The sequence below is a fragment of the Collimonas pratensis genome (assembly GCF_001584185.1).
GTDB classification, from domain to species: Bacteria; Pseudomonadota; Gammaproteobacteria; order Burkholderiales; family Burkholderiaceae_D; genus Collimonas; species Collimonas pratensis.
Map to the genome: position 1 here is coordinate 272,344 of NZ_CP013234.1, position 24,862 is coordinate 297,205.

23 protein-coding genes and 2 pseudogenes are annotated in these 24,862 nt (G+C 61.5%); 16 read left to right on the plus strand and 9 right to left on the minus strand.

The window, feature by feature from the left end; all coding sequences use genetic code 11:
* Positions 1 to 42 precede the first annotated feature (42 nt).
* Complete coding sequence (gene sfnG / locus CPter91_RS01250) at positions 43 to 1,143, plus strand: dimethylsulfone monooxygenase SfnG (RefSeq protein WP_061935919.1); 1,101 nt, start codon at positions 43 to 45, stop codon at positions 1,141 to 1,143.
* Positions 1,144 to 1,152: 9 nt separating this feature from the next.
* On the opposite strand, the gene CPter91_RS01255 is transcribed toward sfnG, so the two are convergent.
* The 3 genes from CPter91_RS01255 to CPter91_RS01265 are packed head-to-tail and all read right to left on the minus strand — an operon-like array spanning position 1,153 to position 3,639.
* Positions 1,153 to 1,962, minus strand: a complete 810-nt coding sequence (locus tag CPter91_RS01255; protein ID WP_061945713.1) for an SDR family NAD(P)-dependent oxidoreductase — start codon at positions 1,960 to 1,962, stop codon at positions 1,153 to 1,155.
* A 48-nt stretch (positions 1,963 to 2,010) separates the two neighbouring features.
* Entirely contained in the window at positions 2,011 to 2,946 is a 936-nt protein-coding gene (locus CPter91_RS01260) for an alpha/beta fold hydrolase (protein ID WP_061935922.1), read from the minus strand.
* Positions 2,947 to 3,639 (minus strand): TetR/AcrR family transcriptional regulator, encoded by a 693-nt coding sequence (locus CPter91_RS01265; RefSeq protein WP_061935923.1) that lies wholly within the window; start codon positions 3,637 to 3,639, stop codon positions 2,947 to 2,949.
* A 166-nt stretch (positions 3,640 to 3,805) separates the two neighbouring features.
* On the opposite strand from CPter91_RS01265, the gene CPter91_RS01270 reads away from it, so the two are divergent.
* Positions 3,806 to 5,314 carry a flavin-containing monooxygenase gene (locus CPter91_RS01270; protein WP_061935926.1) on the plus strand — a complete coding sequence of 503 codons (1,509 nt, stop codon included), beginning with the start codon at positions 3,806 to 3,808 and terminating at the stop codon, positions 5,312 to 5,314.
* 33 nt (positions 5,315 to 5,347) lie between these two features.
* On the opposite strand, the gene CPter91_RS01275 is transcribed toward CPter91_RS01270, so the two are convergent.
* A complete protein-coding gene (locus tag CPter91_RS01275) occupies positions 5,348 to 5,662 on the minus strand; it encodes a hypothetical protein (RefSeq protein WP_061935930.1) in 315 nt (104 codons plus the stop codon).
* Positions 5,663 to 6,005: 343 nt separating this feature from the next.
* Here CPter91_RS01275 and CPter91_RS01280 point away from each other — a divergent pair, with 343 nt between their 5' ends.
* From CPter91_RS01280 to CPter91_RS01290, 3 genes are all read left to right on the plus strand, one after another.
* Complete coding sequence (locus CPter91_RS01280; RefSeq protein ID WP_082792521.1) at positions 6,006 to 7,979, plus strand: phosphocholine-specific phospholipase C; 1,974 nt, start codon at positions 6,006 to 6,008, stop codon at positions 7,977 to 7,979.
* 76 nt (positions 7,980 to 8,055) lie between these two features.
* Entirely contained in the window at positions 8,056 to 8,550 is a 495-nt protein-coding gene (locus CPter91_RS01285; protein WP_061935936.1) for a hypothetical protein, read from the plus strand.
* Between the two features lie 135 nt (positions 8,551 to 8,685).
* Positions 8,686 to 9,099, plus strand: coding sequence for a hypothetical protein (locus CPter91_RS01290; RefSeq protein WP_150119600.1), 414 nt, complete (start codon positions 8,686 to 8,688; stop codon positions 9,097 to 9,099).
* A gap of 129 nt (positions 9,100 to 9,228) precedes the next feature.
* On the opposite strand, the gene CPter91_RS01295 is transcribed toward CPter91_RS01290, so the two are convergent.
* The 4 genes and pseudogenes from CPter91_RS01295 to CPter91_RS27245 form a co-directional block, all read right to left on the minus strand.
* Positions 9,229 to 10,221: a Gfo/Idh/MocA family protein gene (locus CPter91_RS01295; RefSeq protein ID WP_061935942.1), complete on the minus strand. Its 993-nt coding sequence runs from the start codon at positions 10,219 to 10,221 to the stop codon at positions 9,229 to 9,231.
* 95 nt (positions 10,222 to 10,316) lie between these two features.
* Positions 10,317 to 12,251 (minus strand): aspartyl protease family protein, encoded by a 1,935-nt coding sequence (locus CPter91_RS01300; RefSeq protein ID WP_082792523.1) that lies wholly within the window; start codon positions 12,249 to 12,251, stop codon positions 10,317 to 10,319.
* Between the two features lie 40 nt (positions 12,252 to 12,291).
* Positions 12,292 to 12,918: a helix-turn-helix domain-containing protein gene (locus CPter91_RS01305; RefSeq protein WP_061935948.1), complete on the minus strand. Its 627-nt coding sequence runs from the start codon at positions 12,916 to 12,918 to the stop codon at positions 12,292 to 12,294.
* Between the two features lie 238 nt (positions 12,919 to 13,156).
* Positions 13,157 to 13,237: pseudogene (locus CPter91_RS27245) on the minus strand (M24 family metallopeptidase); the annotation flags it as partial.
* Here CPter91_RS27245 and CPter91_RS01310 point away from each other — a divergent pair.
* Positions 13,223 to 13,372 (plus strand): annotated as a pseudogene (locus CPter91_RS01310) (AraC family transcriptional regulator); the annotation flags it as partial. The pseudogenes CPter91_RS27245 and CPter91_RS01310 sit on opposite strands and share 15 nt — an antisense overlap.
* A 43-nt stretch (positions 13,373 to 13,415) precedes the next feature.
* On the opposite strand, the gene CPter91_RS01315 reads toward CPter91_RS01310, so the two are convergent.
* Entirely contained in the window at positions 13,416 to 14,063 is a 648-nt protein-coding gene (locus CPter91_RS01315; RefSeq protein ID WP_061935954.1) for a YcbK family protein, read from the minus strand.
* Between the two features lie 218 nt (positions 14,064 to 14,281).
* Here CPter91_RS01315 and copC point away from each other — a divergent pair, with 218 nt between their 5' ends.
* From copC to CPter91_RS01365, 10 genes are all read left to right on the plus strand, one after another.
* Positions 14,282 to 14,665 (plus strand): copper homeostasis periplasmic binding protein CopC, encoded by a 384-nt coding sequence (gene copC, locus CPter91_RS01320; RefSeq protein ID WP_061935957.1) that lies wholly within the window; start codon positions 14,282 to 14,284, stop codon positions 14,663 to 14,665.
* Positions 14,662 to 15,552: a copper homeostasis membrane protein CopD gene (copD, locus tag CPter91_RS01325; RefSeq protein WP_082792527.1), complete on the plus strand. Its 891-nt coding sequence runs from the start codon at positions 14,662 to 14,664 to the stop codon at positions 15,550 to 15,552. The genes copC and copD overlap by 4 nt, the downstream gene beginning before the upstream one ends.
* 110 nt (positions 15,553 to 15,662) lie before the next feature.
* The gene (locus tag CPter91_RS01330) at positions 15,663 to 16,457 is read left to right on the plus strand and encodes an SDR family NAD(P)-dependent oxidoreductase (protein WP_061935963.1); all 795 of its coding nucleotides are present in this window, start codon (positions 15,663 to 15,665) and stop codon (positions 16,455 to 16,457) included.
* Positions 16,458 to 16,649: 192 nt separating this feature from the next.
* Positions 16,650 to 17,426, plus strand: coding sequence for an alpha/beta hydrolase (locus tag CPter91_RS01335; RefSeq protein WP_061935966.1), 777 nt, complete (start codon positions 16,650 to 16,652; stop codon positions 17,424 to 17,426).
* 873 nt (positions 17,427 to 18,299) lie between these two features.
* Positions 18,300 to 19,625: a lysine N(6)-hydroxylase/L-ornithine N(5)-oxygenase family protein gene (locus CPter91_RS01340; protein ID WP_061935970.1), complete on the plus strand. Its 1,326-nt coding sequence runs from the start codon at positions 18,300 to 18,302 to the stop codon at positions 19,623 to 19,625.
* 52 nt (positions 19,626 to 19,677) lie between these two features.
* On the plus strand, positions 19,678 to 20,892 hold the full coding sequence (locus CPter91_RS01345; protein ID WP_061935972.1) for an MFS transporter: 1,215 nt from the start codon (positions 19,678 to 19,680) through the stop codon (positions 20,890 to 20,892).
* 35 nt (positions 20,893 to 20,927) lie between these two features.
* The gene (locus CPter91_RS01350) at positions 20,928 to 21,707 is read left to right on the plus strand and encodes a phytanoyl-CoA dioxygenase family protein (protein ID WP_061935975.1); all 780 of its coding nucleotides are present in this window, start codon (positions 20,928 to 20,930) and stop codon (positions 21,705 to 21,707) included.
* On the plus strand, positions 21,685 to 22,053 hold the full coding sequence (locus CPter91_RS01355; protein WP_236905915.1) for a cupin domain-containing protein: 369 nt from the start codon (positions 21,685 to 21,687) through the stop codon (positions 22,051 to 22,053). The genes CPter91_RS01350 and CPter91_RS01355 overlap by 23 nt, the downstream gene beginning before the upstream one ends.
* 1 nt (position 22,054) lies before the next feature.
* Positions 22,055 to 23,650, plus strand: coding sequence for a class I tRNA ligase family protein (locus CPter91_RS01360; RefSeq protein ID WP_082792529.1), 1,596 nt, complete (start codon positions 22,055 to 22,057; stop codon positions 23,648 to 23,650).
* 20 nt (positions 23,651 to 23,670) lie between these two features.
* Positions 23,671 to 24,855, plus strand: coding sequence for an aminotransferase-like domain-containing protein (locus tag CPter91_RS01365; RefSeq protein WP_082792530.1), 1,185 nt, complete (start codon positions 23,671 to 23,673; stop codon positions 24,853 to 24,855).
* The last annotated feature ends 7 nt before the right edge of the window (positions 24,856 to 24,862 follow it).

Genomic DNA, 24,862 nt, shown 5'->3' on the forward strand with positions numbered 1-24,862 from the left:
GATTCAGGCTGGCTTTCTTTCCACATTAATCGGGGCAGAATCATGAGTCAAGAAACAATCAAGTTCGCTTACTGGGTGCCGAACGTCAGCGGCGGTCTGGTGGTCAGCAAGATCGCCCAGCGCACCAGCTGGGATATCGATTACAACCGCAAGCTGGCGCAGCTGGCGGAGCAGAACGGCTTCGACTACGCGCTCAGCCAGATCCGCTTCACCGCCGGCTACGGCGCCGAATTCCAGCATGAGCCGGTGGCTTTCACCCATGCGCTACTGGCGGCGACCACCAAACTCAAGGTAATCGCTGCAATCCTGCCCGGACCGTGGACGCCGGCAGTTGCCGCCAAGCAGCTTGCCACTATCGATCAGCTGACCGGCGGCCGCGTCGCCGTGAATATCGTCAGCGGCTGGTTCAAGGGCGAATTCACCGCCATCGGCGAACCCTGGCTGGAGCACGACGAGCGCTACCGCCGTTCGGAAGAATTCATCCGCGCCCTGAAAGGCATCTGGACTACCGACAATTTCACCTTCCGTGGCGATTTTTATCGTTTTAACAACTACACCTTGAAACCCAAGCCGCTGCAGCAGCCGCATCCGGAAATCTTCCAGGGCGGCAGTTCGCGCGCGGCGCGCGACATGGCCTCGCGCGTATCGGACTGGTACTTCACCAACGGCAATACGGTGGCCGGCATCAAGGCGCAGGTCGACGACATCCGCGCCAAGGCGGCCGCCAACGGCCATAGCGTCAAGGTCGGAGTGAACGCCTTCATCATCGCGCGCGACACCGAAGCCGAGGCGCGCGCAGTGCTGGCCGAGATCATCGCCCAGGCCGATCCCGCCGCGGTGCATGCCTTCGGCGACGCCGCCAGGCAGGCCGGGCAAGCCAGTCCCGAAGGCGAGGGCAACTGGGCCAAGTCCAGCTTCGAGGATCTGGTGCAATACAACGACGGTTTCAAGACCGACCTGATCGGCACCCCACGCCAGGTTGCGGAACGGATCGTGGCGCTGAAGCAGGCGGGCGTCGACCTGGTGCTGAGCGCTTTCCTGCATTTCCAGGAAGAAGTCGAATATTTCGGCCGCCACGTGCTGCCTTTGGTGCGCGAGCTGGAGGACGAGCTGGCGGCGCAAGCTGAAGCGCTGGCCGTCTGAACAGGCAGTTCAGAGAAAACGCCCCATGGCCTGCAGCACCTTGCCATAGGAGACCGGCAGCAGGCGTTGCAGCCAGGTCAGGGTAGCGGCCTTGCTGCCATAAACGATGCGCTTCTTGCCGCGGGCGACGCCGTCCAGTATGGCTGCCGCCATATCCTCCGGCGGGGTCACCAGCAGCTTGCCCGCCAACGCCTGCAAGCGCTGTTCGACATGGTCAGCATTGGCGGCCAGGCGGCCAGTCTGCGCGATCGCGGTGCGGATGCCGCCGGGGTGCACGCAGGTGGCTTGCACGCCGCTGCCTTCCAGTTCCTGCCACAGGCATTCGGTCCAGCCGCGCACGCCGAACTTGGAGACGTTATAGGCGCTTTGCCCGGCCACCGCGACCAGCCCGAAGACGCTGGAAAGATTGATGATATGGCCTTCCTTCTGCTGCAGCAGGATGGGCAGGAAGGCCTTGGTGCCATAGATCACGCCCCACAGGTTGATCCCCAGCTGCCATTCGATTTCCTCGATGCTGGCGTGGGCGATGGTGGCGGTCAGCGAGACGCCGGCATTATTGAAGATGTAGTGGGCGCTGCCGAAATCGCGCAGCACCTGGTCGGCGTGGGCAAACACCTCGTCCTTGCGGGCGACGTCGACGCGATAGCGTCTGACCTCGGCGCCTGCCGGCATTAGCCGCAGCGTCTCCGCCAGGCCGTTCTCGCTGACATCCGAGATGGCCAGGCGCGCGCCGGCTTGCGCCAGCTGCAGCGCCAGATGGCGGCCGATGCCGCTGCCGGCGCCGGTGACTACCGCGACCTTGTCCTTGAAGCTTTTCATGGGACGCATCTCCCTCTCGGTGTTACTGCAACAGGCGCTGCCTGCCGCTCAAGCCAGTGTCTTACGGAATGCCAGGTAATCGGCGGCGCTGCGTTTGGGCGCTTCTATCATCGGCAAATGGCCAATACCTTCCATCAGCTGCAACTGATTGTGCGGGAACAGGGCCTGGAAGCTGTAGGCGCCGGCCGGGTTGAGAATCTGGTCTTGCTTGCCCCAAACGATCAGGCAAGGCGTGGCCAGCGCCTGGTATTGCGTTTCCAGCAAAGGCGAGGTGGTCAGCTGCTGCATGATCCGGCTATGCAAGGGATAGTCGCGGATGGCCCGCTGCGCCAGGATTGTGCGCAGCGACCACGGGATATAGGGCGGCCGATGGGTAGTGCTGCGCACCAACACGGCAAAGTCTTGCTGGCGGCGCAGCAGCAGCGGCATGTCGCCGCTTTCCAGGTAGCGTTTCAGCAGAAGCGTATCCTGCGCCGCCGCCGTGCCGGCCGCATCCAGCAGCCACAGACTGGCGACCCGCGCGGGATAGGCGGCGCTGAACTGAGCGCTGATGAAGCCGCCCATCGAATTGCCGCCCAGGTGCACCCGTTCCAGTCCAAGCTGATCGAGAAAGGCGCGCAGCCGCTCTACCTGGTCGCTCATGCCGTAGCTGGCGGCGGGATCGCGGCTGGCGTCGCCGAAGCCCGGCAGGTCGGGACAGATCACGCGGTAATGCGGGGTCAGGAAGCCGGCGATGCGGGTGAAGTTATCCTTGTCGCCGCCAAAGCCGTGCACCAGCACCAGTACCGGCGCGTCAGGCGAGCCGCCGTGCAGGTAGGGCATGCTGCATCCGGGCAGGCTGACTTCCGCCAGCGTCAGGCCAGCGCGCCGGCGTTCCAGCTGCAAGGCCAGGCGCGCGGAGGTGGCCGGCAGCAGGCGGTCGAACAGCAGCAGCGCCAGCAGCAGGCCGGCAACGATGGCGATGACGGTGATCAGTATGCTCATTTATGGTCTCGCTTTGGTTTGACGGTTTCCTGCAGAGGGGGAGCGCACAACCTGCCACTCGCTGACGATGCCGGCGGCCACCGCTTCCAGGTTGCGCACCAGGGTCGCTCGCGGCAGCTTGAAATCCGACAGCACCCACTCCTTGGCGAGCTGGTAGGCCGAACCCATCATGGCGGTGGCCAGCACCTGCAGTGAGAGGCCGTTGCCGGGATTAGGCGGCAGTTCCTTGAATATTTCGAGCCGTATCACATCGACCGTGATGGCCAGCTGGGCGCGGTAAGCCTGGTTGGCGTTATCGCTGGCGCCGACGATTTCGATCAGCGTCAGGCGCGCGCGCGCGGGATCATCGGCGATCACTTTGAAATAGGATTTGAGGGCGGCGCGTAGACGCGACATCGGATCCGGCCGGGCGGCGGCGATGTCGGCGCTGACGATGCCGAAGATGGTTTCCGCCGCGTGCTGGTAGCAGCTGCACAGGATCTCGTCGAAATTCGCAAACGACTCGTAAAAATAGCGTTCCGTCAGGCCGGCTTCGGCGCACAGCGATTTCAGGGTGGTGGCGTGATAGCCGTCGCGGCCGAAGCACTGGATGGCAGCCCGGATCAGGCGCGCGCGCCGTTCGGCCTGGCGCTGCGTGATGCCGACGCCGCGGTAAGCGCGTTCGGGCGGGGATGCCGTTTTCCTGGTAGCCATGAGGGGTGGGAAGTTAGGTGGCGACTGATGGAGCTATATTGACATTGCTCAATGTCACTTGTAAAGTGGAATAGTGACTTTTGTTAATGTCAGTTTCGGCCAGGCCGCAAGGCCGCCGCGGCAGGATGTTCCGCAGGCAGCGGAGAACTAACAGCAAAGGCGGGATATGACAGCTCTCAATCAGGACGCTGCGGCAGCGGACGTCGGCCCTGACGTGGAAGTCGCCATCGTCGGCAGCGGCTTTTCCGGACTGTGCATGGCGATCAAGCTCAAGCAGCAGGGCATAGAGAATTTCGTGATCCTGGAAAAGGATGCGGTGTTCGGCGGCACCTGGCGCGTGAATCACTATCCCGGCGCCGCCTGCGATGTGCCCAGCCATCTGTACTCTTTCTCGTTCGCCCAGAATGCCGACTGGTCGCGCAAATTTCCCCAGCAGTCGGAATTGCTGCGCTATACCGAAAACCTCGTTCGCGACTACGATCTGTTGCCGCACATCCGCCTCGACACAGCGCTGACCGGCGCCGATTTCGACGAAGCCGCGGGCTGCTGGCGGCTGCGCACCAGCAAGCATGCGTTCAGCGCCAAGTCGCTGGTGATCGCCACCGGCGCGCTGTCGCGGCCGGCGATCCCGCCCATCGCCGGCCTGGAAAATTTCCAGGGACGGATGTTCCATTCCGCCGAGTGGCAGCATGACTACGATCTGGAAGGCAAGCGGGTAGCAGTCATCGGCACCGGCGCCAGCGCGATCCAGTTCATTCCCGAAATCGTCGGCAAGGTGGCCCAGCTGGATGTCTACCAGCGCACGCCGCCATGGGTGCTGCCGCGCCCGGACCGCGCCATCAGCGCTGTCGAGAAATGGCTGCTGCAGCGGGTCAAGCCGCTGCAATGGCTGTATCGCGGGCTCACCTACCTGCAATATGAAATGCGGCTGGTGGTGTTCGCCAAGCTGCCGTCGTTGGCCAAGCCGGCCCAGTGGCTGGCGCTCCGCCACATCAGGAAGCAGATTCCGCACGACGCCGCATTGCGCAAGATGGTCACGCCAGGCTACACGCTTGGCTGCAAGCGCATCCTGCTGATGAGCGATTATTATCCGGCGTTGGCGCGCAACAATGTGAAGGTGCTGAGCGGTGGCGTGACCGAACTGCGCGCCCACGGCGTGGTTGGCAGCGACGGCGTGGAGCGCCCGGTGGATGCGATCATTTTCGGCACCGGCTTTGATGTCCAGCATGCGCTCGGCGCTCTGCCGGTGCGCGGGCGCGGCGGCAAGCTGCTGAGTGAAGTGGCGCAAGATGGATTGGAGGCCTACAAGGGGGCAACCGTGGCCGGCTTCCCGAATTTTTTCATGATCACCGGTCCCAACACCGGGCTCGGCCACAATTCCATGATCTACATGATCGAGTCAGGCGTGAACTACCTGATCGACGCCATCGGACTGATCCGCAAACAGGAACTGCATTCGCTGGAAGTGCTGCCGCAGGTGCAGGCAGACTACAACCGCACGCTGCAGCGGCGCCTGCACGGCACGGTGTGGGATTCCGGCTGCAAGAGCTGGTACCTGACGGCAGGCGGCAAGAACAATACCTTGTGGCCGGGCTTCACTTTTGAATACCGGCGGATCACGCGGCATTTCGATGCTGTTAATTACCTGGTCTTGAAACAGCCACCGGCGGCTTGAGTCAGGCAGACCCGCCGGCGCCGGCTTCCCGGTTCAAGGAGTGGTGAATGCGGAATACAGGCACAGTCCCAGCAGCGCAAAGCACAAATACTGGAAAACTCGCCGGATCTTCTGGTAGCGCGGCACGCCACTGTTGCGGAATGCCTGATAGATCTCGGGCAGCGTCAGCTCCAAGGAAAAATTCGGTCCCAATAGCGCGGAGATCATGCCGCATATGACACCGAGGTAACCATAGATAGCTGTCGCTGAATGGTCGTGCAGCGCGCGGATGAAATAGACGCTGAATAGCGTCAGACCGAAAATGTCAAACGGCCGCGAACGGATGAAGCGGAATATCTTGCGAAGCATTGACGGTCTCCAGGCGCACATGGCGAGGCGGAAAGAGGCATCAAGGTAGACTATTCCAGGAGTTGTCGCAAGGAAATATTTCGACAAAGCTTATAGGATTTTCAGATGGCGCCGACCAGGAAACCTGGACCATCCATCATGGTTGCGCTAACAGCCTGAGAGGAGGAGCAAGGCCGGCTGGTGCGCCTTGAATGTCCAGCATACGACGCCAAGATGCCACGTTTTTCAGTGCGCATACAGGATTTTTCTGCGTCGATAAACGTCATCGACAGGTAACAGTCTGGTCATGCGCCGGTAATACAGCGACTATAGAGTCTGGCTTTTCTTTCTCTATGGAAATGACATGGCACATTCAAGTCGTAGAAAATTTCTCAAAGGTTCTGTGGCAGCAATGGGCGCGACCATGCTGCCGCCGGCGGTGCAGCAGGCGCTGGCAGCGCCTGCCGTGACCGGCACGCTGGGCTCGGTCGGGCATGTCGTCATTTTTTGCCAGGAGAACCGTTCCTTCGATCATTATTACGGCACCATCAAGGGCGCGCGCGGCTTCAACGATGACCATGCCGCCACCATCCAGGGCACCAGCCGCAACGTCTTCAGCCAGGCCGACAGCACCGGGGCCTTGTACACTCCCTGGCGCCTGAATTCCAGCACAGCCTCGGCGCAGTGGCTGTCGGATGTCCCGCATGATTTGAATACCGGCACGGCGGCCTGGAACAAGGGCCGCAACGACCAGTGGATTCCCAACAAGGGCATGAATGCGCACACCTACATGACGCGCAGCGACCTGCCGTATCACTATGCGCTGGCCGATGCCTTCACCCTGTGTGACAACTATTTCTGCTCGGCGCGCACCTCGACCAATCCGAACCGCCTGTACCTGATGAGCGGCACCATCGATCCGCAGGGCCTGCACGGCGGTCCGGCCACCACCAACGGTTTCACCTATGGCTCGCTGACCTGGCAGACTTATCCGGAAGCGTTGCAGGCGGCGGGCATCAGCTGGCGTACTTACCAGGAAGTCGACAACTACGACGACAACGCGCTGGCCTGGTTCAAGCAGTTCCAGAACCTGCCGACCAACTCGCCGCTGTATATCAACGGCGTGCAGACCCGGGTGCTGGCGGATTTCCAGAACGACGTCACCAACAACACCTTGCCGGCGGTGTCCTGGATCGTCGCGCCGGCGGCCAAGTCGGAACATCCAAGCGGCTCGCCAAATGTCGGCGTTGATTACGTCAACCAGTTCCTGCAGGCGCTGGCCTCGAATCCGGCGGTGTGGGCCAAGACAGTGTTCATCTACACCTATGACGAAAACGGCGGCTTCTACGACCACGTCACCACGCCGACGCCGCCTACCGGCACCGTCAACGAATTCGTCAGCGGCGTGCCGATCGGTCTCGGCTCACGGGTGCCGACCATCGTTTGCTCGCCTTGGAGCCGCGGCGGCTGGGTCGCCAGCGAGGTGTTCGATCATACTTCGACCATCCAGTTTCTGGAAAAATGGACCGGCGTCACCTGCCCTAACATCAGCCAATGGCGGCGCGACATCTGTGGCGACCTCACTTCCTGCTTCGATTTCACCACCAGCAATGCCGCCTTCCCGGTGCTGCCTAACACCGCCGCGCTGGCGATCTTGGCCACTAGCCAGCAAAGCCTGCCGAAACCGGTGCCGCCGGCCGCCAACACGGTCATGCCGCCGTATGAGGCCGGGCAAAAAGCCTTGCGCGTGCAACCCTATCAGTTGAACGGCTGGCTGACGCAAGACCTGGCCAACAAACAGATCTGGACCAACTGGAGCAACGGCGGCAGCAAGCCGGCGCCGCTGCAGATCAATCTCGACAACTACCGCACCGACAATCCATGGATCTATACCATGGCGGCCAACGCCAGCGCGAACGACTACTGGCATGTGATCGCCTATGGCAACGGCTACTACGACCTGGAGATGCTGGCGCCGAACCAGTTCTACCGCCGCTTCAAGGGTTACCTCAGCGCTACCGCATGGCAGGGCCAGCCGGAACCGCAGGTGAAACTGACCAACAACGGCGTCGGCCAGACTATCAGCATCCTGTTCGACAACAGCGGCACCAGCAACACGGCGGTGTTCACACTGCTGGACCGCATCACCTCGGCCAGCACCAGCAGCCAAACCATCACGGTGGCGCCGAAGCAGACCACTACCATCCAGTTCAGCACCACCAACGGCTGGTATGATCTGAAGATCACGCTGGGCGGCGATAGCAACTTCATGCAGTCGATGGTGGGGTACGCCGAAGGACAGCAAGGCCTGACGCGGCCGCCAGTGTTGCGTTGGTAAAGCAGAATGCCGGATGCAGCGCCGCCGTTGACAGCGGCGGCGCTGCATCCGGCGACAAGTAGTTGCGGACATCGGAATGGATGAAAAGAAAATTGCACTAGGACTGGGCCTGGCCGGTGCTGCGTTTGTCGCACTGCTGGTGTGGCTGACCATGCCCGCTTCATCTTCGCAAGCGCCTATTGCCTTGCTGCCGGCCAGCGGCACTGGTGCCGCTGTTGAAGCTGCGGCGCCGCCTGCAAAGCCGGCGGCTATCCCTGCTGCAATACGGGCCGATAGCGATTGCTCGATGCAGCGTCTGGATTCCTGGCGCTTGATCAGCGTCGAAATGGGCGGCTACCGGCAAGCCGGCATCGCCGTCTTCAACAACGCCAGGCGCGGCTCGCTGACCGTTAGCGAAGCGCAAAGCTTCGATGGCGACTTGTTGCTGGAAAAAGTGAGCAGCAATTCGGTAACCCTGCGCTGCGGCCAGTTACGGCAGACGCAGATGCTGGGGGAAAGCCGGGTCTCGGTGGAAGTGCCGGCCAACCCGGAAATGCGCACTGCGCTACCCGCGCCGGCAGGCGCCAATTGAGATAAGGTAGGGTGAGCACCTTGCCCACGCAGCGCCGCTCATCCGCGTGGGCACGGATGCCCACACTACGAGACTTGCACATGGCCGTCCGTCTTTGCTGCTATCCTTGATTTTTCAGGTCCAGCGGACGCCGCCATGAAATGCCATTTTCTTATCGCAGTTGCAGCACTGGTTCTGATGCCGGCGCTATCGGGCGCAGCGCCGGCCAGCTCTGACTTCTCCAGCCGTTTCAAAGCCTGCTATGCCGCTGCCGGCAACGACGAGTCGAAGTCGGCCTGTCTGGCTGCAGAACTGGACACGCAAGACAAAGCCGTCGCTGCTGCGCATCAGGCGGCCGCGCAGGCATTGGCTGGCCCCGACAAGCAAAAGCTGGCGGATGATTTCGTGGAATGGAAAAAATCGATCTTGCTGGATTGTTCGCTGCAGGCCGACAGCCAGAAAGTGGCGATCGTCAGAGAAAATACCAGGAAGTACTGCCTGATCGAGCGCAGCCTGGCGCACAGGAGTGCCGATGAAGTGATCCGGCAAGACAAGGCCCTGAAGCGCTAAGACAGCGACGGCAGCCGGATCCGGCCTGGCTGCCGCGCTCTGGTCAGATTCGGTGTTCACTGCGCCCCGCTTGGCGGTGCCTTGCAGGCGGTGGCGGGTGGAAAACTTGATGCCGGCGTTCAGCGTCGGCTATCGGGAAGGTATCGCGAGCGGATCTGACTCGAAAGGAAAGCGCAAGCCGGCATCCGCGCGCGCCATGTCCAGCGTCGCGATCATGGCGCGCGAAAGTTCGAAGCTCATGATCTCGCTGCGGATCTTTTTATCGCGCAGCAGGTAGGTGAAATGCTGGGCTTCGTGGCACAGCCCGTCGCCCAGGTAGCCGGCCGCCAGGCTCTCGCTGGCGCCGGACTCGCGCACCAGCAACGCCCGGGATGGATTCCACCATTTGCCTTCGATCAGCAGATGGCCCTGGCTGCCGCCGATCAGGGCGCGGCCGTCACTGGCGCTGCGCATGCCGGAGAACAGGCTGGACATGCCGCGCGCATGGCGGCAGCTGAGCGTTGCCGTTTCGTCGACGCCGCTGGCGCCGATATCCAGCAGCGCCTTCACCTGCGATGGGGCTCCCAGCAGATCGCAAGCCAGGAAAGCGGGATAGATCGCCACGTCCAGCAGGCTGCCGCCGGCCTGGGTCGGATCGAACACCTTGTGGCTGCGGTCGTGGAACAGATAGGAGAAGCCGGCGTCGACGAAATTCACTTCGCCGATCGCGCCATCTGCCAGCAGGGCCTTGATCTGCCGGTAGAGCGGATAGAAGGCCGGCTTCATCGCTTCCATGAACAATACCTGGTGCTGGTCGGCGACTGCCAACACCGATTCCAGCTGCGGCAGATTGGGCGCGGCCGGCTTTTCCGACAGCACCGCCAGCCCGGCCTGCAGGCAGGCGATGGCGAAGGAGGCATGTTCCATGTGCGGGGTGGCGATGTAGACGGCATCTACGTCGGCCGCCAGCAATTCATCCAGGCTGGCATAGCTGTGCGGCAGCTGGAAGCGCGCCGCAAATGCCTGCGCCGATTCCGGCCGGCGCGAAAACACGCCGGCCAGCTGGGCGCCCTGCACGTATTGAAAATCAGAAGCGAAGCGCGCGGCGATGCCGCCGCTGCCGATTATTGCCCATCGAATCATCTGCTGCCCGGAATAAGTTATCGTTGGAGGCAAAAGATAACGCAAATCCGGAGCGGCGGCCAGCGCGCGGCTAGGCCGGCGCCAGTCCGGCCTTGTTACAGCTGGTCGCGCAGGACGATCTGGAGTTCGCGTTTTTCCGCGGCCGACAAGACCGAGACCTTGACCGTGCTGCCGGCCGCGTCGGTACGCAGGCGCCTACGGAAATCCGGCAGACCGGCAGGCGTCACCGGCACGCCGTCGACGGCGACGATACGGTCGCCGACCTGCAGACCGGACGCCGCTGCCGGTCCGCCCGGAGTGACGTCAACCACCTCGAAAGCCTGGTCGCCGGCGTTGATCCACATGCCGGAACGATCATACACGCCACTATCGGCCACAGGCGCCGCGCGCGGTTTCAAGTACATGATCTGCTTGCCGTAGTCGAAGGTGACGATGAAGCGCTTCATGAAACCGCTGCCGATATTGCCCTCGAAGTTGGCATCGGAAAATGCACCCTTGTCCTGCAGCGCCAGGCTGTTGATCACATTTTCCTGGCGCACATCGCCCAGCGTCAGTTCCTTGCCGCGCACCACATACGAGCGCGACGGTCCGCCCACGCCCCAGCCGTCGATCGCCAGCGCGCCGTGCGGATGGCTGTCGCGCCATTTGTTTTTATCGACAAAGGGTTTGGTCAGGGTGATTTCAGAACGCGAGCCGGTATCGATATTGAAGCGGCCGGGAACGCCGTCGACCGTGCCCACAACCTGCACGCTGTGATCGTAAAACTTGAACGGCACCGGCCTGCCAGCCTCGGCCGGCGAAAATTTGGCCGGATCGGTCAGGGTCAGGGTCTGGGCGCCGTAGTCGAAGGTGGTGACGAAGCGGCGGAACACTTCAAAGCCGATCATGCCTTCTTCCTCGAAGCCCTCGGTTTTGGCCGAACTGAAATTGAGTACGAAGACCGGCGTATCGCGCATGGTCATGGCGCCGACCTGTATCTGGTCGACCTTGAGATAGCCGGTGCTGACGGTGTTCTCGCCGGCGCCGCCGGACTGCGCATCGCCTTTCGGCTTGAGTCCCAGCGCGGCAGCGGTGGCCGGCGTCAGGATATTGTGGCCGCCGGTATCGAAGATGAAGCGGAACGGTCCTTTGCCATTGATGAAGACCTTGGCGTAGACGTGATTGTTGAGCAGCTCGAACGGAATCGTGGTGCTGCCGCCGGGCAGGCTCAGGTTGGCACGCGACCAGGATGGCGGCGAGTAGGCGCCGGCCGGCCGCGCCGGCAGGAAGCTGGCCTGCGTCAGCGTCTGCAGTTCAGGCGGCCCGCCGGTGCCGCTGTCGGTCTTGATGCTGCCGGCCAGCATGATGCCGTCGACTGCGCGGTAGTCGGCATAGCTGATGGTGATGGTCAGGAACAGCTGCACTTCGACGATCCGCGCCAGCAGATGCGATTGCTGGTCGAACCATGCTTCGAACGGCTTGCCGCCGCGTGGGCTGATCTGCAGCACCGCGTAACTGCGTTCGTCATCCTGTTTGCTGCCGAGGCTGCTGATGGCAGCGCCGCCGTGATCGGGCAGCCACCACAGGTTGGCGTTGCGATAAGCTTCGTTGACCGCCAGCTGGATACGGTCGCCGCCTTGTTCCGGCGTCACTGCTCCGGACTGGTCACGCATCCATGGCAGTTGGCCGTCGTAGCCGTTGGCGCCGCTGGTCGGATCGGTGTCGAAGGCGTCGATGAAGTAGCCGTGGCGAGCGTCGCTGATAGAGGTGACCGTGCCGCTCAGGTCGTTGCCGCTGTAGGCGTAGAGCGCCTGCAAAGTAGCCTTGCCGCGCCAGGCGTCGCCGCCGGCGGCGCGGCGATAGGCGGCCAGCACCTGGGCGGCGTCTGCCGGCTGCTGCGCGCTGGCGGCCGCAGGCGGGGTGGTCAAATTCTCTGCTGCGTGCAGAGCGCTCGTGCAGGCCGCTGAAGCCATGGCGCAGGCCAGCATCAAGGCATTGATGCCGGCGTGGCCGTGGCGGGTCTGTCCCATCGAAGAGGTTTTTGGTTTCATGGCCAGATGATGGCGCGGCAGCGCGCAAACTGTCTTGTATCTATTTGACCTGGTTGCGCCAGGCGCCTGGCGAGCGGCCGGTAACGGCGGCTACTGTGCGTGTCATGTGCGACTGGTCGGCAAAACCGCAGTCGATGGCGATGTCGGGCAGGCATTGTGCGCCGGCGACGATCTGGCGCCAGGCCAGCCGTCCGCGCAACTGGGCGCGATAGGCGGAAGGACTGATGCCGAATACCTTGTAGAAGCCGCGCGAAACAGTGGCGTCGGCCAGGCCGCGTTGCCGCGCCCAGCTTTGCAGGCGCAAGTGCGGATCCTGGGCCAGGGCGGCGGCCAGCTGGTCCGGCCAGTTGGCCATGGGCAGGGTAGCGGCGCGCATATTGGCGAGCACATATGCGGCGGCTGCGCGCGGGTCGCGTTCGGCCAGCCGCGCAGCGCTGTCCGGATCGGCAAGCTGCATCAGGGGTGCCTCCGGCTCTTGCCAGGTGTGCAAGGGAATATTCAGTATCAGGGAGCTGGCGGAGATATAGCGGTTGAGATGCGCCTCGAAGGCGCCGTGCACCACGATGTCGCCGGCGCCGACCTGGAAGCGGCCGCGGTCGCCGGCTTCCTCATAGCGGCCGGAGAGGACCAGCGCCAGGTAGCTGGCGTCGTGCCGATGGCGCGGCATGAGCTGGTCGCCGTGCTGATATTGCAATTGACAGGGAATCGGACTAAAACAGGATGCACTCACATTCAGCCTCGCCGCAAGATGGAATCTGGTTGCATCTTTATATACCAGGAACAGCTGCCGCTGCAATCTCGGCGCTGGCAATCCGGCTAATTTCCGCGTGGCCGCTAGTGTCGTATCACACCTCATCTGCCGGCATCTCGCTTGTCCTTGACTGTATCGCGTCGTTGCGCCTCGTCGCATGCGGAAAATCGGAGACGCGGTGGCCGGGCAGATCGAAATTCAGCCGCCAGCCCATGCTCCTGGCCTGCTGGCCGGCAAGACTGTCACCACCCACTGGAATGACGGGGCGGCGCTGGCGTTGAATGTCGCCAAGCGCCTGGTGGTGCATATGCAGCGCAGGGGCCGGCAATCCCAGTTCAGCCCTTATCTGTCGCCATGCGCCTCGGATACGTGGCAGGCACTCTTGATTTGGCTGCTATAGCCCACTAGGGCAATCAACCCTTCCAGGTGCGCTGCAGTCCGGTATCGGCATGGATCCAGCCGCCGCGCGTACCCGGCCGGTAATAGAAGCCGACGCCGCCCTGGCGGAAGCTGCGGATCAGGCCGCCCAGTACGTCGGGCTGCAGCTGCGCCAGGCGAATGTCGGCGGCGCGTCCTTCCAGATGCAAGGATTTGCGCGCGGCAGGCACGCCGCTTTCGATCAGACCCTGGTTGGTCGCCGGCGTGCGGTATCCGGACAGGATTTCCAGCGGCTGGTTCATGCCATAGCGGGCGATAAAGGCTTGCGTGCCCCACAGCGTTTCCAGCAGCTTGGGGTCGATTGGCTCGGTTTTCTTGGCTTGTACGTCGCGCAGCAGATGACACAGCTCTTGGTAAGCGGAATCCTGGACTTCGCCGTCTTTCCAGTACAGCAGCTTGGCGTGCTCGCCGCTGGCCGGGCGCGTTACTTCCAGCACGCGCGGCTTGAGCCAGAAATCCATGTCTATCAGCTGGGCGTCGAAGATGTCCGGCGGCGGATCCATGGTCGCTTGCATATCGGCAGCGGTATTGGCAGCGGATTTGGCGAAGGCCAGCTCGCCCGAAAACAGCCCGGCGGCACCCAGGAACAAACTCTTTTGCAGGAATTTTCGGCGCGATGACATGGCGGTCCAAATAAAAAGGGATGGAGAATTTTAGCGCACCGCTTCCGATTTGAGTAGCACTCCCTGCCCGTGGTACAGATCCCGTGCGCCTACTTTGGCGGTCGCGGCAGCGGAAATGCCGGGTTACTGGCATCATTCATGGATATTCCGGCGCTCGGCGAGCTTCGCGTAAGCGGGCAGCCGGACGCCTGCAACGCTTTATTTCAAGGATGCGATTTATGCCAATTTTTTCTTCCACATGCAAGGCTGCCGCCATCGCAGCGCTGCTGAGTGTTTCCATGGCAGGCAGCGCCTTTGCGCATGCCCACCTGAAAGTCGAAGTACCGGCGCACGATGCCGTCGTCGCCAGCGCGCCAAGCTCGCTGCGGCTGGAATTTTCCGAGGCGCTGGAAATCGCATTCAGCGGCGTGGCGCTGAGCGATGCCAGCGGCAACAGCGTCGCCACCGGCGCCGCCGCGCTGGCGCCGGACAGCAACATGGTGCTGTTGGTCCCGCTCAGCGGCCGCCTGGCGCCCGGCGTCTACACCGTGGCATGGCACGCGCTGTCGCGCGATGGCCACAAGACCAAGGGCAGCTATAGCTTCACGGTCCGCCCTGGATGACATTGGATGCCGCGCTGGAGGCTGTAATTGCAGGCAACCGGCTGCTGCACTACCTGGCGGTGATGCTGGTTTTCGGCAGCAGCGCCTTTCTATGGAAAATTGCAGCGCCGGAGCTGCGCGTGCAGCTCGACCGCCGCCTGGTTGTTACCTTGCGCGTGGCGGCGCTGCTGGCGTTGCTGACGGCATTGGCCGCACTGCCTCTGCAGGCAGCTGAGATCGTCGGCAGCTGGCAGGCCGCCATCGATCCCGCGCTGCTGCAGAAACTGCTGCGCACCGCCATCGGCCAGGCCTGGCTGTGCAGGATGCTGCTGGCCCTGTTGCTGGTGTTTAGCATGAGGCGGCAACCGGGCCACGTGCGCGGCGTGCTTGTTAGCTCTGCCATCCTGCTGGCCAGCCTGGCGCTGAACGGCCATGCCGCCATGGACCAGGGGACGCGCGGGTTTTTGCACGGCGCTAATCATGTCGTGCATCTGCTGTGCGCCGGCGTCTGGCTCGGTTCGCTGCCGTCTTTCCTGCTGTGCTTGCGCTTGCTGGACTATCCTGTCGCGCGCAACGATGCCGGCGCGACCCTGCGGCGCTTTTCCAGCACCGGCCACGTCGCCGTCGCCGGCGTCCTGCTCAGCGGGGTTGTCAACTCCATGCTGGTGCTGGGACGGTGGCCGACCGACTGGTCGTCGCCTTACCAGCTGCTGTTGTCGCTGAAAATCCTGCTGACGGCGGCGATGGTGACGCTGGCGGTCGTCAACCGCTATCTGCACGTGCCGCACATGCAGAACGACGCAAGGCTTGCGGTGGCCGCGATCCGGCGCTGCACGCTGATCGAAATCGGCCTCGGCATGGCGGTGCTGGCGCTGGTGTCGGTATTCGGCATGCTGGAACCGGCTTGAGCGTCGCCGCCGCCGTTTGACGCGCAATTGCATTGTAGAAGGCGCGCAGAGGGTCGACTGCCCCTGTGCGATGTTGAATGTCTCTGCTGTTTAACGATAGGAAAACCATCATGCACATCGATCTGAGCAATAAACTCGCCGTGGTCAGCGGCTCCACCGCCGGCATCGGACTGGCAATCGCACGCGGCCTGGCGCAAGCCGGCGCCGAAGTCGTGGTCAACGGCCGCACCCAGGAACGCGTCGATCAGGCGCTGGCAACGCTGCGCGCCGAACTGCCGCAAGCCCGCCTGCAAGGCGTCGCCGCCGATCTCGGCAACGCCGCCGGCGCCGCCCAGCTGTTCGCCAAAATCCCCAAGGCCGACATCCTGGTCAACAACCTTGGCATCTTCGAGCCCAAGGCATTTTTCGAGATCGGCGACGATGACTGGCAACGCTTCTTCGACGTCAATGTCATGAGCGCGGTGCGGCTGTCGCGCCACTACGCGCCGCAGATGGTCGCCGCCGGCTGGGGCCGGGTGTTGTTCTTGTCGAGCGAATCAGGCTTGCAGATCCCGAGCGAGATGGTGCACTACGGCGTCACCAAGACCGCCTTGCTGGCAGTATCGCGTGGCCTGGCCGAAACCCTGGCCGGTACCGGCGTGACGGTCAACGCCGTGCTGCCAGGACCGACCCGTTCCGAAGGCGTCGGCAATTTCTTCGAAGCGATGGCGCAGGAGCAGGGCGTCGGACTGGAACAGCTGGAACGCGATTTCGTCGCCGAACACCGTCCAAGTTCGCTGATCCGCCGCCTGGCGACGGTGGAGGAGGTGGCGAACATGGTGGTCTACCTGGCGTCCACCCAGGCCTCGGCCACCACCGGTTCGGCGGCGCGCGTGGATGGCGGCGTGGTGCGCTCCATCGCTTGATGTGGCCGGGTTTGCCTGGTTCGCGAGGCGCGTGACGTTTGATGACCAATTTGTCATACGAGTGTCACGCGATCGCCCCGCATGAAGTCCTAGACTTGCGTTCAGCGAAGTCGGACGGCGACTTTGCCTAACGTCACATTTTCAGGACATCGTCCGGTGTGCGGTAAAGACCAATCTTGCAAAGGCAAACCAATGAAGACCCATTTCAAGCTCACCCTGATCGCCCTCGGCATGGCTGCCGGCATCATCGCTTCGGCGCCGGCGCAGGCGCAAACGGCGGCGCCGGTCCAGGCCGTCAACGTCGTGCTGGTGCACGGCGCCTGGGCCGATGGCTCCAGCTGGGCCAAAGTGATTCCGCGCCTGCAGGCCGCGGGCCTCAACGTCACTTCGGTACAGAATCCTTTGATTTCGCTGGCGGATGACGTGGCGGCGACGCGCCGCGCGCTGGCGCTGCAGCATGGTCCCACCGTGCTGGTCGGACATTCCTGGGCCGGTACCGTCATCAGCGAAGCCGGCGACGATCCCAAGGTCAGCGCCCTGGTGTACGTGGCGGCGCGCGCGCCCGACGCCGGCGAAGATTTCGGCGCACTCGCCGCCAAGTATCCGACCATGCCGGTGCGCGCCGGCGCCAAGGATCATGACGGCTATGTCAGCCTGACCGAGGATGCCTACCTCAAGTACTTCGGCGGCGACCTGCCGCATGACGAGGCGCTGGCGCTGTATGCCACACAGCAGCCGATCGCCAGTACCTTGTTCAACGGCCGCACCACGGTGGCCGCCTGGCACAGCAAGCCTTCCTGGTACGCCGTTTCCACGCAGGACATGACCACCTCGCCCGACCTGGAACGCTTCCTGGCCAAGCGCATGCATGCGACCACGGTCGAGCTGGATTCCAGCCACCTGTCGCTGCTGTCGCATTCCAAGGAAATTGCCGATCTGATCCTGGCGGCTGCCGGTCGCAGCAAATAGCAGTCCCGGCGTGAGTTCTGACAGGACGCATACCGACAAAAAAAAGCGGCTGGCAAGAATGGGCGCAGCGATCTCATCCGGATGCTGCGCCGCATGCGGCAATCTGCGCCGTCCCGCAAAAATCCTGGCCGTCGCTTTTGTCCCGGGTCAGGATCGGATCGCACCCACGGCTGTCGATCGGGTATTTTCTGTCAATCACTGTTACACCTTGAAATACATTTTCACCTCACACATCTTCAGTAAAAACTGCCGGCCCTTTCAAAAAAATCCACGTTCGCTAGTCAACTGCGCGCTGCCCCTGCATGGTGTTCGTGGCATTCCAATCGAGCGCGGATAACTTCAAAAAATTTTAGTATACAGATCAGTCTATTTGGAATTATTGTAGCGGTTCGGGAAATTTTCCCATCGCTTTTATCTATCGCAGTGCGCATGTTCAGCCGCGTTTTCATATCGCATTTCAATCCGTGCATATCGGCGGAGAGGCCCGTTGTTGCTTAACTTTCAAGCGATAGGCCGGCGAATTTCGGAATCCGAAAAAGGCGCGTAAACCTATCACTTACGACAGGTGTGGAAGCAAATGAATTTGGGCATGATGCGCAATGCCGGAAAAAATGCGGCGCTTCCGGCGACGAAAATCGGATTGACGAATAAGCATATTCAAAGAGCATGGCCACGCGCATGCAGCTTAAGCAGGTCGAATGTTGCAGGTCGAATGTTTTAACCGAGCAGGCTTTTCGGCAGCACCGGAAAAGCCAGCAAATTAGTAGCTCTGCCTCCTGGATTTCACCGGCCGTACCAGCAAGACATTGGCCGCGATTGCCGTTCGCCTTGGGTCGACGGCCGGATGCAGTCCGTTATTTTTTAAAGGCAAAAATGCAAACCTTTGATCTTGTCGGTATTGGCGTCGGTCCGTTCAATCTGAGCCTCGCTGCCTTGGCCGAGCCGACCGGGATGAAATCCTTGTTCCTGGAAAAGAATGCAGAATTCTCCTGGCATCCCGGCTTGATGCTGCCGAACGGCAGCTTGCAGGTATCGCCGCTCAAGGATTGCGTGACGCTGGCCGATCCGACCAGTCCCTATTCCTTCCTGAATTATCTGGCGCTCCATCAGCGCCTCTACAGCTTTATCAACAAGCACGGCGCCAATACCTCGCGGCGCGAGTTCGCCGATTACTATCGCTGGGTTGCACAGCAGCTTGCCAGCGTCCGCTTCGGTGAAGAGGTGGTTGACGTAACGCCTTGCGACGACGGCTTCTACGTATCGACCCCTGCACAACGCTACATCGCACGTTCGATCGCACTCGGCATCGGCATCGAACCTCATATACCCGATTGCGCACGGCAGTGGCTGGGCAGCACGGTATGCCATGCTGCCCATTTTCTCGAGCAGCCGGAGATCGCTTATGGTGAGCGGGTGATGGTGGTCGGCGGCGGTCAGAGCGGCGCGGAAATCGTGGAGCATCTGCTTGGCATGCCCGATATCGGGCAGATCACCTGGATCACCTCTCGGGGAAATCTGTTCGCGATGGATGAAAGTTCCTTTGTCAACGAATCCTACCTGCCGTCGTATAGCCAGTATTTTCAGTCCCTGCCGCTGGGCCGCCGACGCGCGATAGTCAGCGACGAAAAGCTGACCAGCGACGGTATATCGGCCGCCTTGAGCAACCGCATTTATGAATTGATGTACGAACGCTGTCATGTCGAGGGCCGCAGCGATCTGATCCGTGTGGTGTCGAATGTCGCGATGACCGCCATCGCGCCGGTCAAGCAACGCTGGAAGGTCCTGATGCAATCGCAGGCGACCGGCAACGAGCGCGACATGACGGTCGACCGCATCGTGCTGGCGACCGGCTTCCGTCCGCGCCGTTCGCCGTTTATCGACAAGATCATCCAGCATGCACGCATGGAAGACGGATTGCCGGTGATGCGCGACGATTATTCGGTCGAGTTCAAACAGCCGATGCGCGGCAAGGTCTATCTGCAAAACCGCAGCCGCATCCAGCACGGCCTGCAAAGCGTCAACCTGTCGCTGGTGGCATACCGCAGTAGCCGCATCGTCAACAGCGTGCTGGGGCGGAATTTCTACCCGGAAGTGCCCGACAGCCAGCTTCTCAACCAGCTGGAATCGTTCCGTGAACCGTCAAAATCAGTAAACCTGCGGCCGCTTGAAGTCGTTTGCGCCAGCGCGAAGCTGGCCTGATCGAAGCTCACGGTCGCCGCTCCACCTCATTGCTGAAAATGAAAATGTATTTATGAATCAAGCTAGCGAACAACTGCCGGAGGCCATGCGCGTGGCTGTGCTGGCGCCGTTTCTCATCGCCAGCGTGGTGCTGGCTGCCGCTTACGGCTCGAGCTTCCTGCTGCCGGACTATCTGCTGGCAATCAAGCTCAGCGGGATCAGCGCAGGCAGCATCATGTCTGCCGGCATGGTGGCGACCATCGTCTGCGCCAGCACCGCGGGTTGGTTCGCGCAGCGCTATGGCGTGATCCAGACTGCGTCGCTGGCCGCCTTCATGATGGCGGCGGCCATGCTGTGCCTGGCTGCCGTGCCGCTAGCGACGCCGCTGGCTTACCTGGGCGGCATGCTGCTCGGCGCCAGCTGGTCGGTGTATTTCATCCTGGCGCCGCTACAGCTGATTCACTATCTGCGGCCGGCTGCGCGCATCAAGTACCTGACCTTGCTGTCCGGCTCGCAGATGGCCGGCCTCGGGCTGGCCGCACCAATAGGCCATCTGGTCGCGCAAAGCACGGGATCGTTCAGCCTGGTGTATGTCGGTCTTGCCATCTGCTGCGCCATCGCCACTGCCTGTCTCGATCTGACCCGGCGCCGCATGCGCGACGATCCACATATGGCGATGAAGAGCGTGGTATTGACGCCGGCCAGCGCGCTGACCATCATGCGCGCCAAGACCGGCATTCCTATCGTCATGATTGCGCTTGCCGCTTGCGTCTTTACCGGCCTCTCAACCTATCAGTCGGCTTATGCCAGTTCGCGCGGGCTGAGGCCGGAAACCTTTTTCGTCACTTTTACCGCGGTTGCGGTCCTGCTGCGTTTTTCGATTGCTGCATTCGTCAACAAGATACCGGTCGCCAGGTTGGCCTTGGGCCTGATCCTGCTGACCCTGGTTTCGCTCGCTCTGTATGTCGCCAACAGTGGCAACTACGGACTGTATATCGGTTCGACCGCCGCGTTCGCGCTGGGCTATGGTTTGAGCTATGCCACCTTGAACGCCATGGCGGTCAACCTGGCGGAACGCATGGAACTACCGGTGGCGATCACCTCGCAGGTATTTACGATCGGCTACTTCGTCGGCCTGCTGGGCTTTCCCTATTTCGCCGAAATGCTGGTGTCGCACCATGGCGTCGACGCCATGCTGTATGCGATGGGGCTGTTGATGGTGCTGAATATTGCTTTGCTTGGTGTGATGTATCCGCGCGCATGGATGCGGCCGGTCGCGCCGAATTGACTGTTTGATGTTGAATTCTTATTGGAGGATTACCCATGTTGAATAGCGATAAAGTTGAAAAGTGGCACGCCGACGGCTTCATCAAGCTGGAGGGTTTTTTCGATGGCAAAACGCGTGACGCCATCTCCGATACCGTTGACGAGATTGCCAAGTGGGACGTCAGCGCCGACAAATGGATGATGTGGTTTGAAAAGACCAAGGACAACCGCAAAATTGTGTCGAAGGTGGAAAATTTTCTCGAGTACCACGATCGCCTGCGCGAGCTGGTGCTGGCGGATCAGCGAATCAAGGATTGCGTCGAACAGCTGCTCGATGAAAAAACCAAGATGCTGAAAGAACTGCTGATCTTCAAGTATCCCGACAGCGGCGGCTACCGTCCGCATCAAGACATTTATCACATTCCGCACAAGCTGCCTGACCGCATGGTCCACGCGGTGGTATCGATTGCCATCGACGACTCGGAACCGGAAAACGGCGGGCTCTTCTTCAGCGCCGGCAATCACAAGAAAGACGTGTTCAAGATGGATGCGGGCGGGGTCATCGATCCTGAAATCGCCAAGACGTTTTCGTGGGAACCTGTGCATTGCAAGGCTGGCGACATTTTCATCTTCGACGACTATGCGCCGCATTACTCCGAACCGAACAAGAGCGACCGTTCGCGCCGCACCTTGTACCTGGTATTCCAGCGCGAGTCGACTGCCGGGCCTAACCGCACGGAATACAACGCCATGAAGCGTGCCTACAATCCGCCGGAAGAAAAAGACTACGACATCAACGACCTGAGGCCTTCGAATGGAATCTTCTACCGTGACTGACGGCGTGCCAGGCAGCATGCTGGTAAAGGAGCTGGACCAGTCGCTGATGCGGCACGAGTACGGCGTGATGGTATGCCGCCTGATGGAGCATATTCCAGCGGAGGCGGCGCCGTCTTTCGGCGCTTCCGTGGTTGAGGTGCCGCCGTTGGATGCGGTCAGCTTGCATGGTCACCGCGAGCACGAAATGTGGGTGCTGATTTCCGGCGCCGGCACCTTCGAGGTGGACGGCCAGAGCACCGCGGTGGCTGGAACCACCTTGTTCTACATGAAGCCGCATCAGCTGCATTCGATCAGAAACGACGATGCACACGTGCCCTTGAAATTCTTATCCATGTGGTGGGATTGATATGAACCAAGCTTTGCAAACCTTTTTTGTCTGTCCGGCGCCGCCTTGCCCGAACGGCAAGCTGCATCTCGGCCATATCGGCGGCGTCTACCTGCTGGCGGATATCTTCGTGCGTTATCAGCGCTTGCGCGGCAATGCGGCTCATTACGTGACTGGCGCCGATGAGCATGGCAGCTACACGCTGGTAAAAGCCGGTCAGCTCGGACGTCCGGTGGACGAAGTGTCGGCGATGTATTCCGGCCAGATCCTGCATTGCCTGGAGGCGATGGGGATCGAGGTTGACGAGTTCGTCAAGACTACCAGCCAGGATCACAAGCAGCACAGTCTCTCGGTATTCGACGAATTGTCCGCAGCGGGACTGATCGAGATCGAGGACGGCCGCCAGCTGTACTGCGAATCCTGTCAGGAATTTGCCGCCGATTCGCTGGCGCGCGGGTTCTGTCCGGAATGCGGCGAGCCTACCGACAGCAATTTGTGCGAAGGCTGCGGCCATGGGATCCAGCATGCCACCTTGCGGCAGGCCCAGCATGTGCCTTGCGGTCAGCCTTTGAGCTTGCGGCCAATTCGCCAGGCTCACCTCAAGCTGGAACCGATTGCCGATCGCCTGATTCCGGCGATTGAAGCGAGCGCTTGGCCGCGCGCTATCAAGGACAAGGAAACCCGCTGGCTCAAGGAAGAATTGCGCAACCTGGCGATGTCGCGCAATTTCGCGCGCGGCGTGACGCTGGCGCAACCTGCCGAAGTGGCCGGCCAGACCTTGCTGACCTGGTTCGAAGGATTGTGGTGTTTTGACACCGGCATCAAGCGTATTTGCGAACGCAACAAAGCAGATTACAGCGAGACGATGCGCAGCCCGGATTCAAAGATTGTCTTTTTCATGGGCCAGGACAATCGCTTCTATTACACCATCGGCGTCACGGCCAGCCTGCTTGGGCGCGGCTATGCGATTCCCCACAACCAGGCGATCCAGGATTTTTCCAAGCTGGAAGGGGAAAAATTCTCGACCAGCAGAAATCATGCACTCTGGGCCGATGAAGTAGCGCGCGATGTCGACCAGAGTGTGCTGCGCTATTACCTGGCCGGCATCGCCAAGCCGTTTGGCCAGAACGATAATGATTTCCAGGTGGACGGCTTGATCCAGGCGGCCTTGCGCGTGCGCGAGTATGAAACCGCTTTACGCAAGCATGTCGGCGGCAGCCGGAGCTATGCCTTCAATCCCCTGCTGCCGGTCTTGGCCGATGCAGTTGCGCAGTACCAGGCCGCGATGGATGCCATTTCGTTCTGGGATGCGTTGCATGCCATCGACACTTTTTTTGCGCATGCGCGCTTTGCCGATGCAACGGCGTCGCAGCTGGATGCACAGGAAATTTCACTGTTCCTGAGCATGCTCCATCCAATCATTCCAGTGCTGGTGAAAAGCTACGGCGCCTGCTTCTTTGGCGCACAGTGGCAGCCGTCGTTATCGTTGGCCGGGGAGTCGTTGCACGCCGGTTCGCCGCCGGTAAAAATCGATTTTCCTTTGTTCGGCCAACCGATCCAGGAAAAATTCGTGGCCGCGTATATCGAACGCTTCAAGGCGCCGGCATTGGCCGATTGAATCTTTACAAGGAGTGCCGCATGTCGTTGCGCAGCCAGATAAGTGCTCGTTACAGTGCTTTCGATTATTCGTCGACCAAGCACACCATCAATTTCGGCTACGGCCTGCCTGATCCAGATACCTTCCGCCATCTGGCTGCGGTCGATGCCATGTCGGAAGCTGGCGGCGTCAGCCTTGCTGACATCTTGCAATACACCGATTCGCAAGGCTTGCCGGAGCTGCGTCAGCGGCTGGCGGCCAGGTCCGGTGTCGCCAGCGACCAGGTGATGATCACCAGCGGTGCCTCGCAGGCGTTGCAGCTAATTGCCGACACCCTGCTCGATGCCGGCGACGTGGTCTTGACGGAGGACCCCTCCTATCTGGGCGCATTGCGGATTTTCAGCATTGCCGGGGCGACGGTGATCCAGCTGGGCATGGATGGCGAGGGCGTGTCTTTGTCGGAGCTGGCCGATGCTCTGGCGCGTTATCCCAAGATAAAGCTGTACTACACCACGCCTGCTTTCCACAATCCGAGCGGGCAATGCATCAGCAAGGCCAGGATCGACGAAGTACAGCGCCTGCTTGACCTGCATGGGGTGCCGATTGTGCAGGACCTGGTGTATTCGGAACTGCCTTACGAACACGGCTTTCAGCCGGCGTTGTTTGGCGCCGACACGGTAATCAGTGTGCGCAGCTTTTCCAAGATCGCCTGGCCTGGTCTGCGTGTCGGCTGGATATGCGCGGCGCCGGCCATGATTGCGCGGCTGGCGCTGCTGAAATGCGATGGCGGCGTGAGCGCCGTGGTCAGCAACATCGCGGTCGCTTTGCTGGCGACCGATACGCTGGCAGGACACATCGCGTATCTGCGCAAGCACTACCGGCAGAAGCGCGATCACATGCAGTCACTGCTGCAGGACTGTACGTTCTGCGAATCGACATACACGCTGCCGCAGGGCGGTTTTTCGTTCTGGGTAAAACTTGCACCGGATCTAGATCCAGCCGTATTCCTGGAGGGCCTGCGACAAGAACACGGCGTACAGCTGGCGCCGGGTCTGCTGTACGGCCCGCGTTCCAGCCAGTTTGTGCGGCTCTGCTTCAGCTACATGCCGGTGGCTAAGCTGGAAGGGGGGATCGCGCGAATTGAAGCGGCTTGCAAGGACAGCCGCAAGCAGCACCCGTCCGGTCGCAGCATTGCGGCGCCGGTGGTTTCTGCATTGGAGGCATGAACTGCCC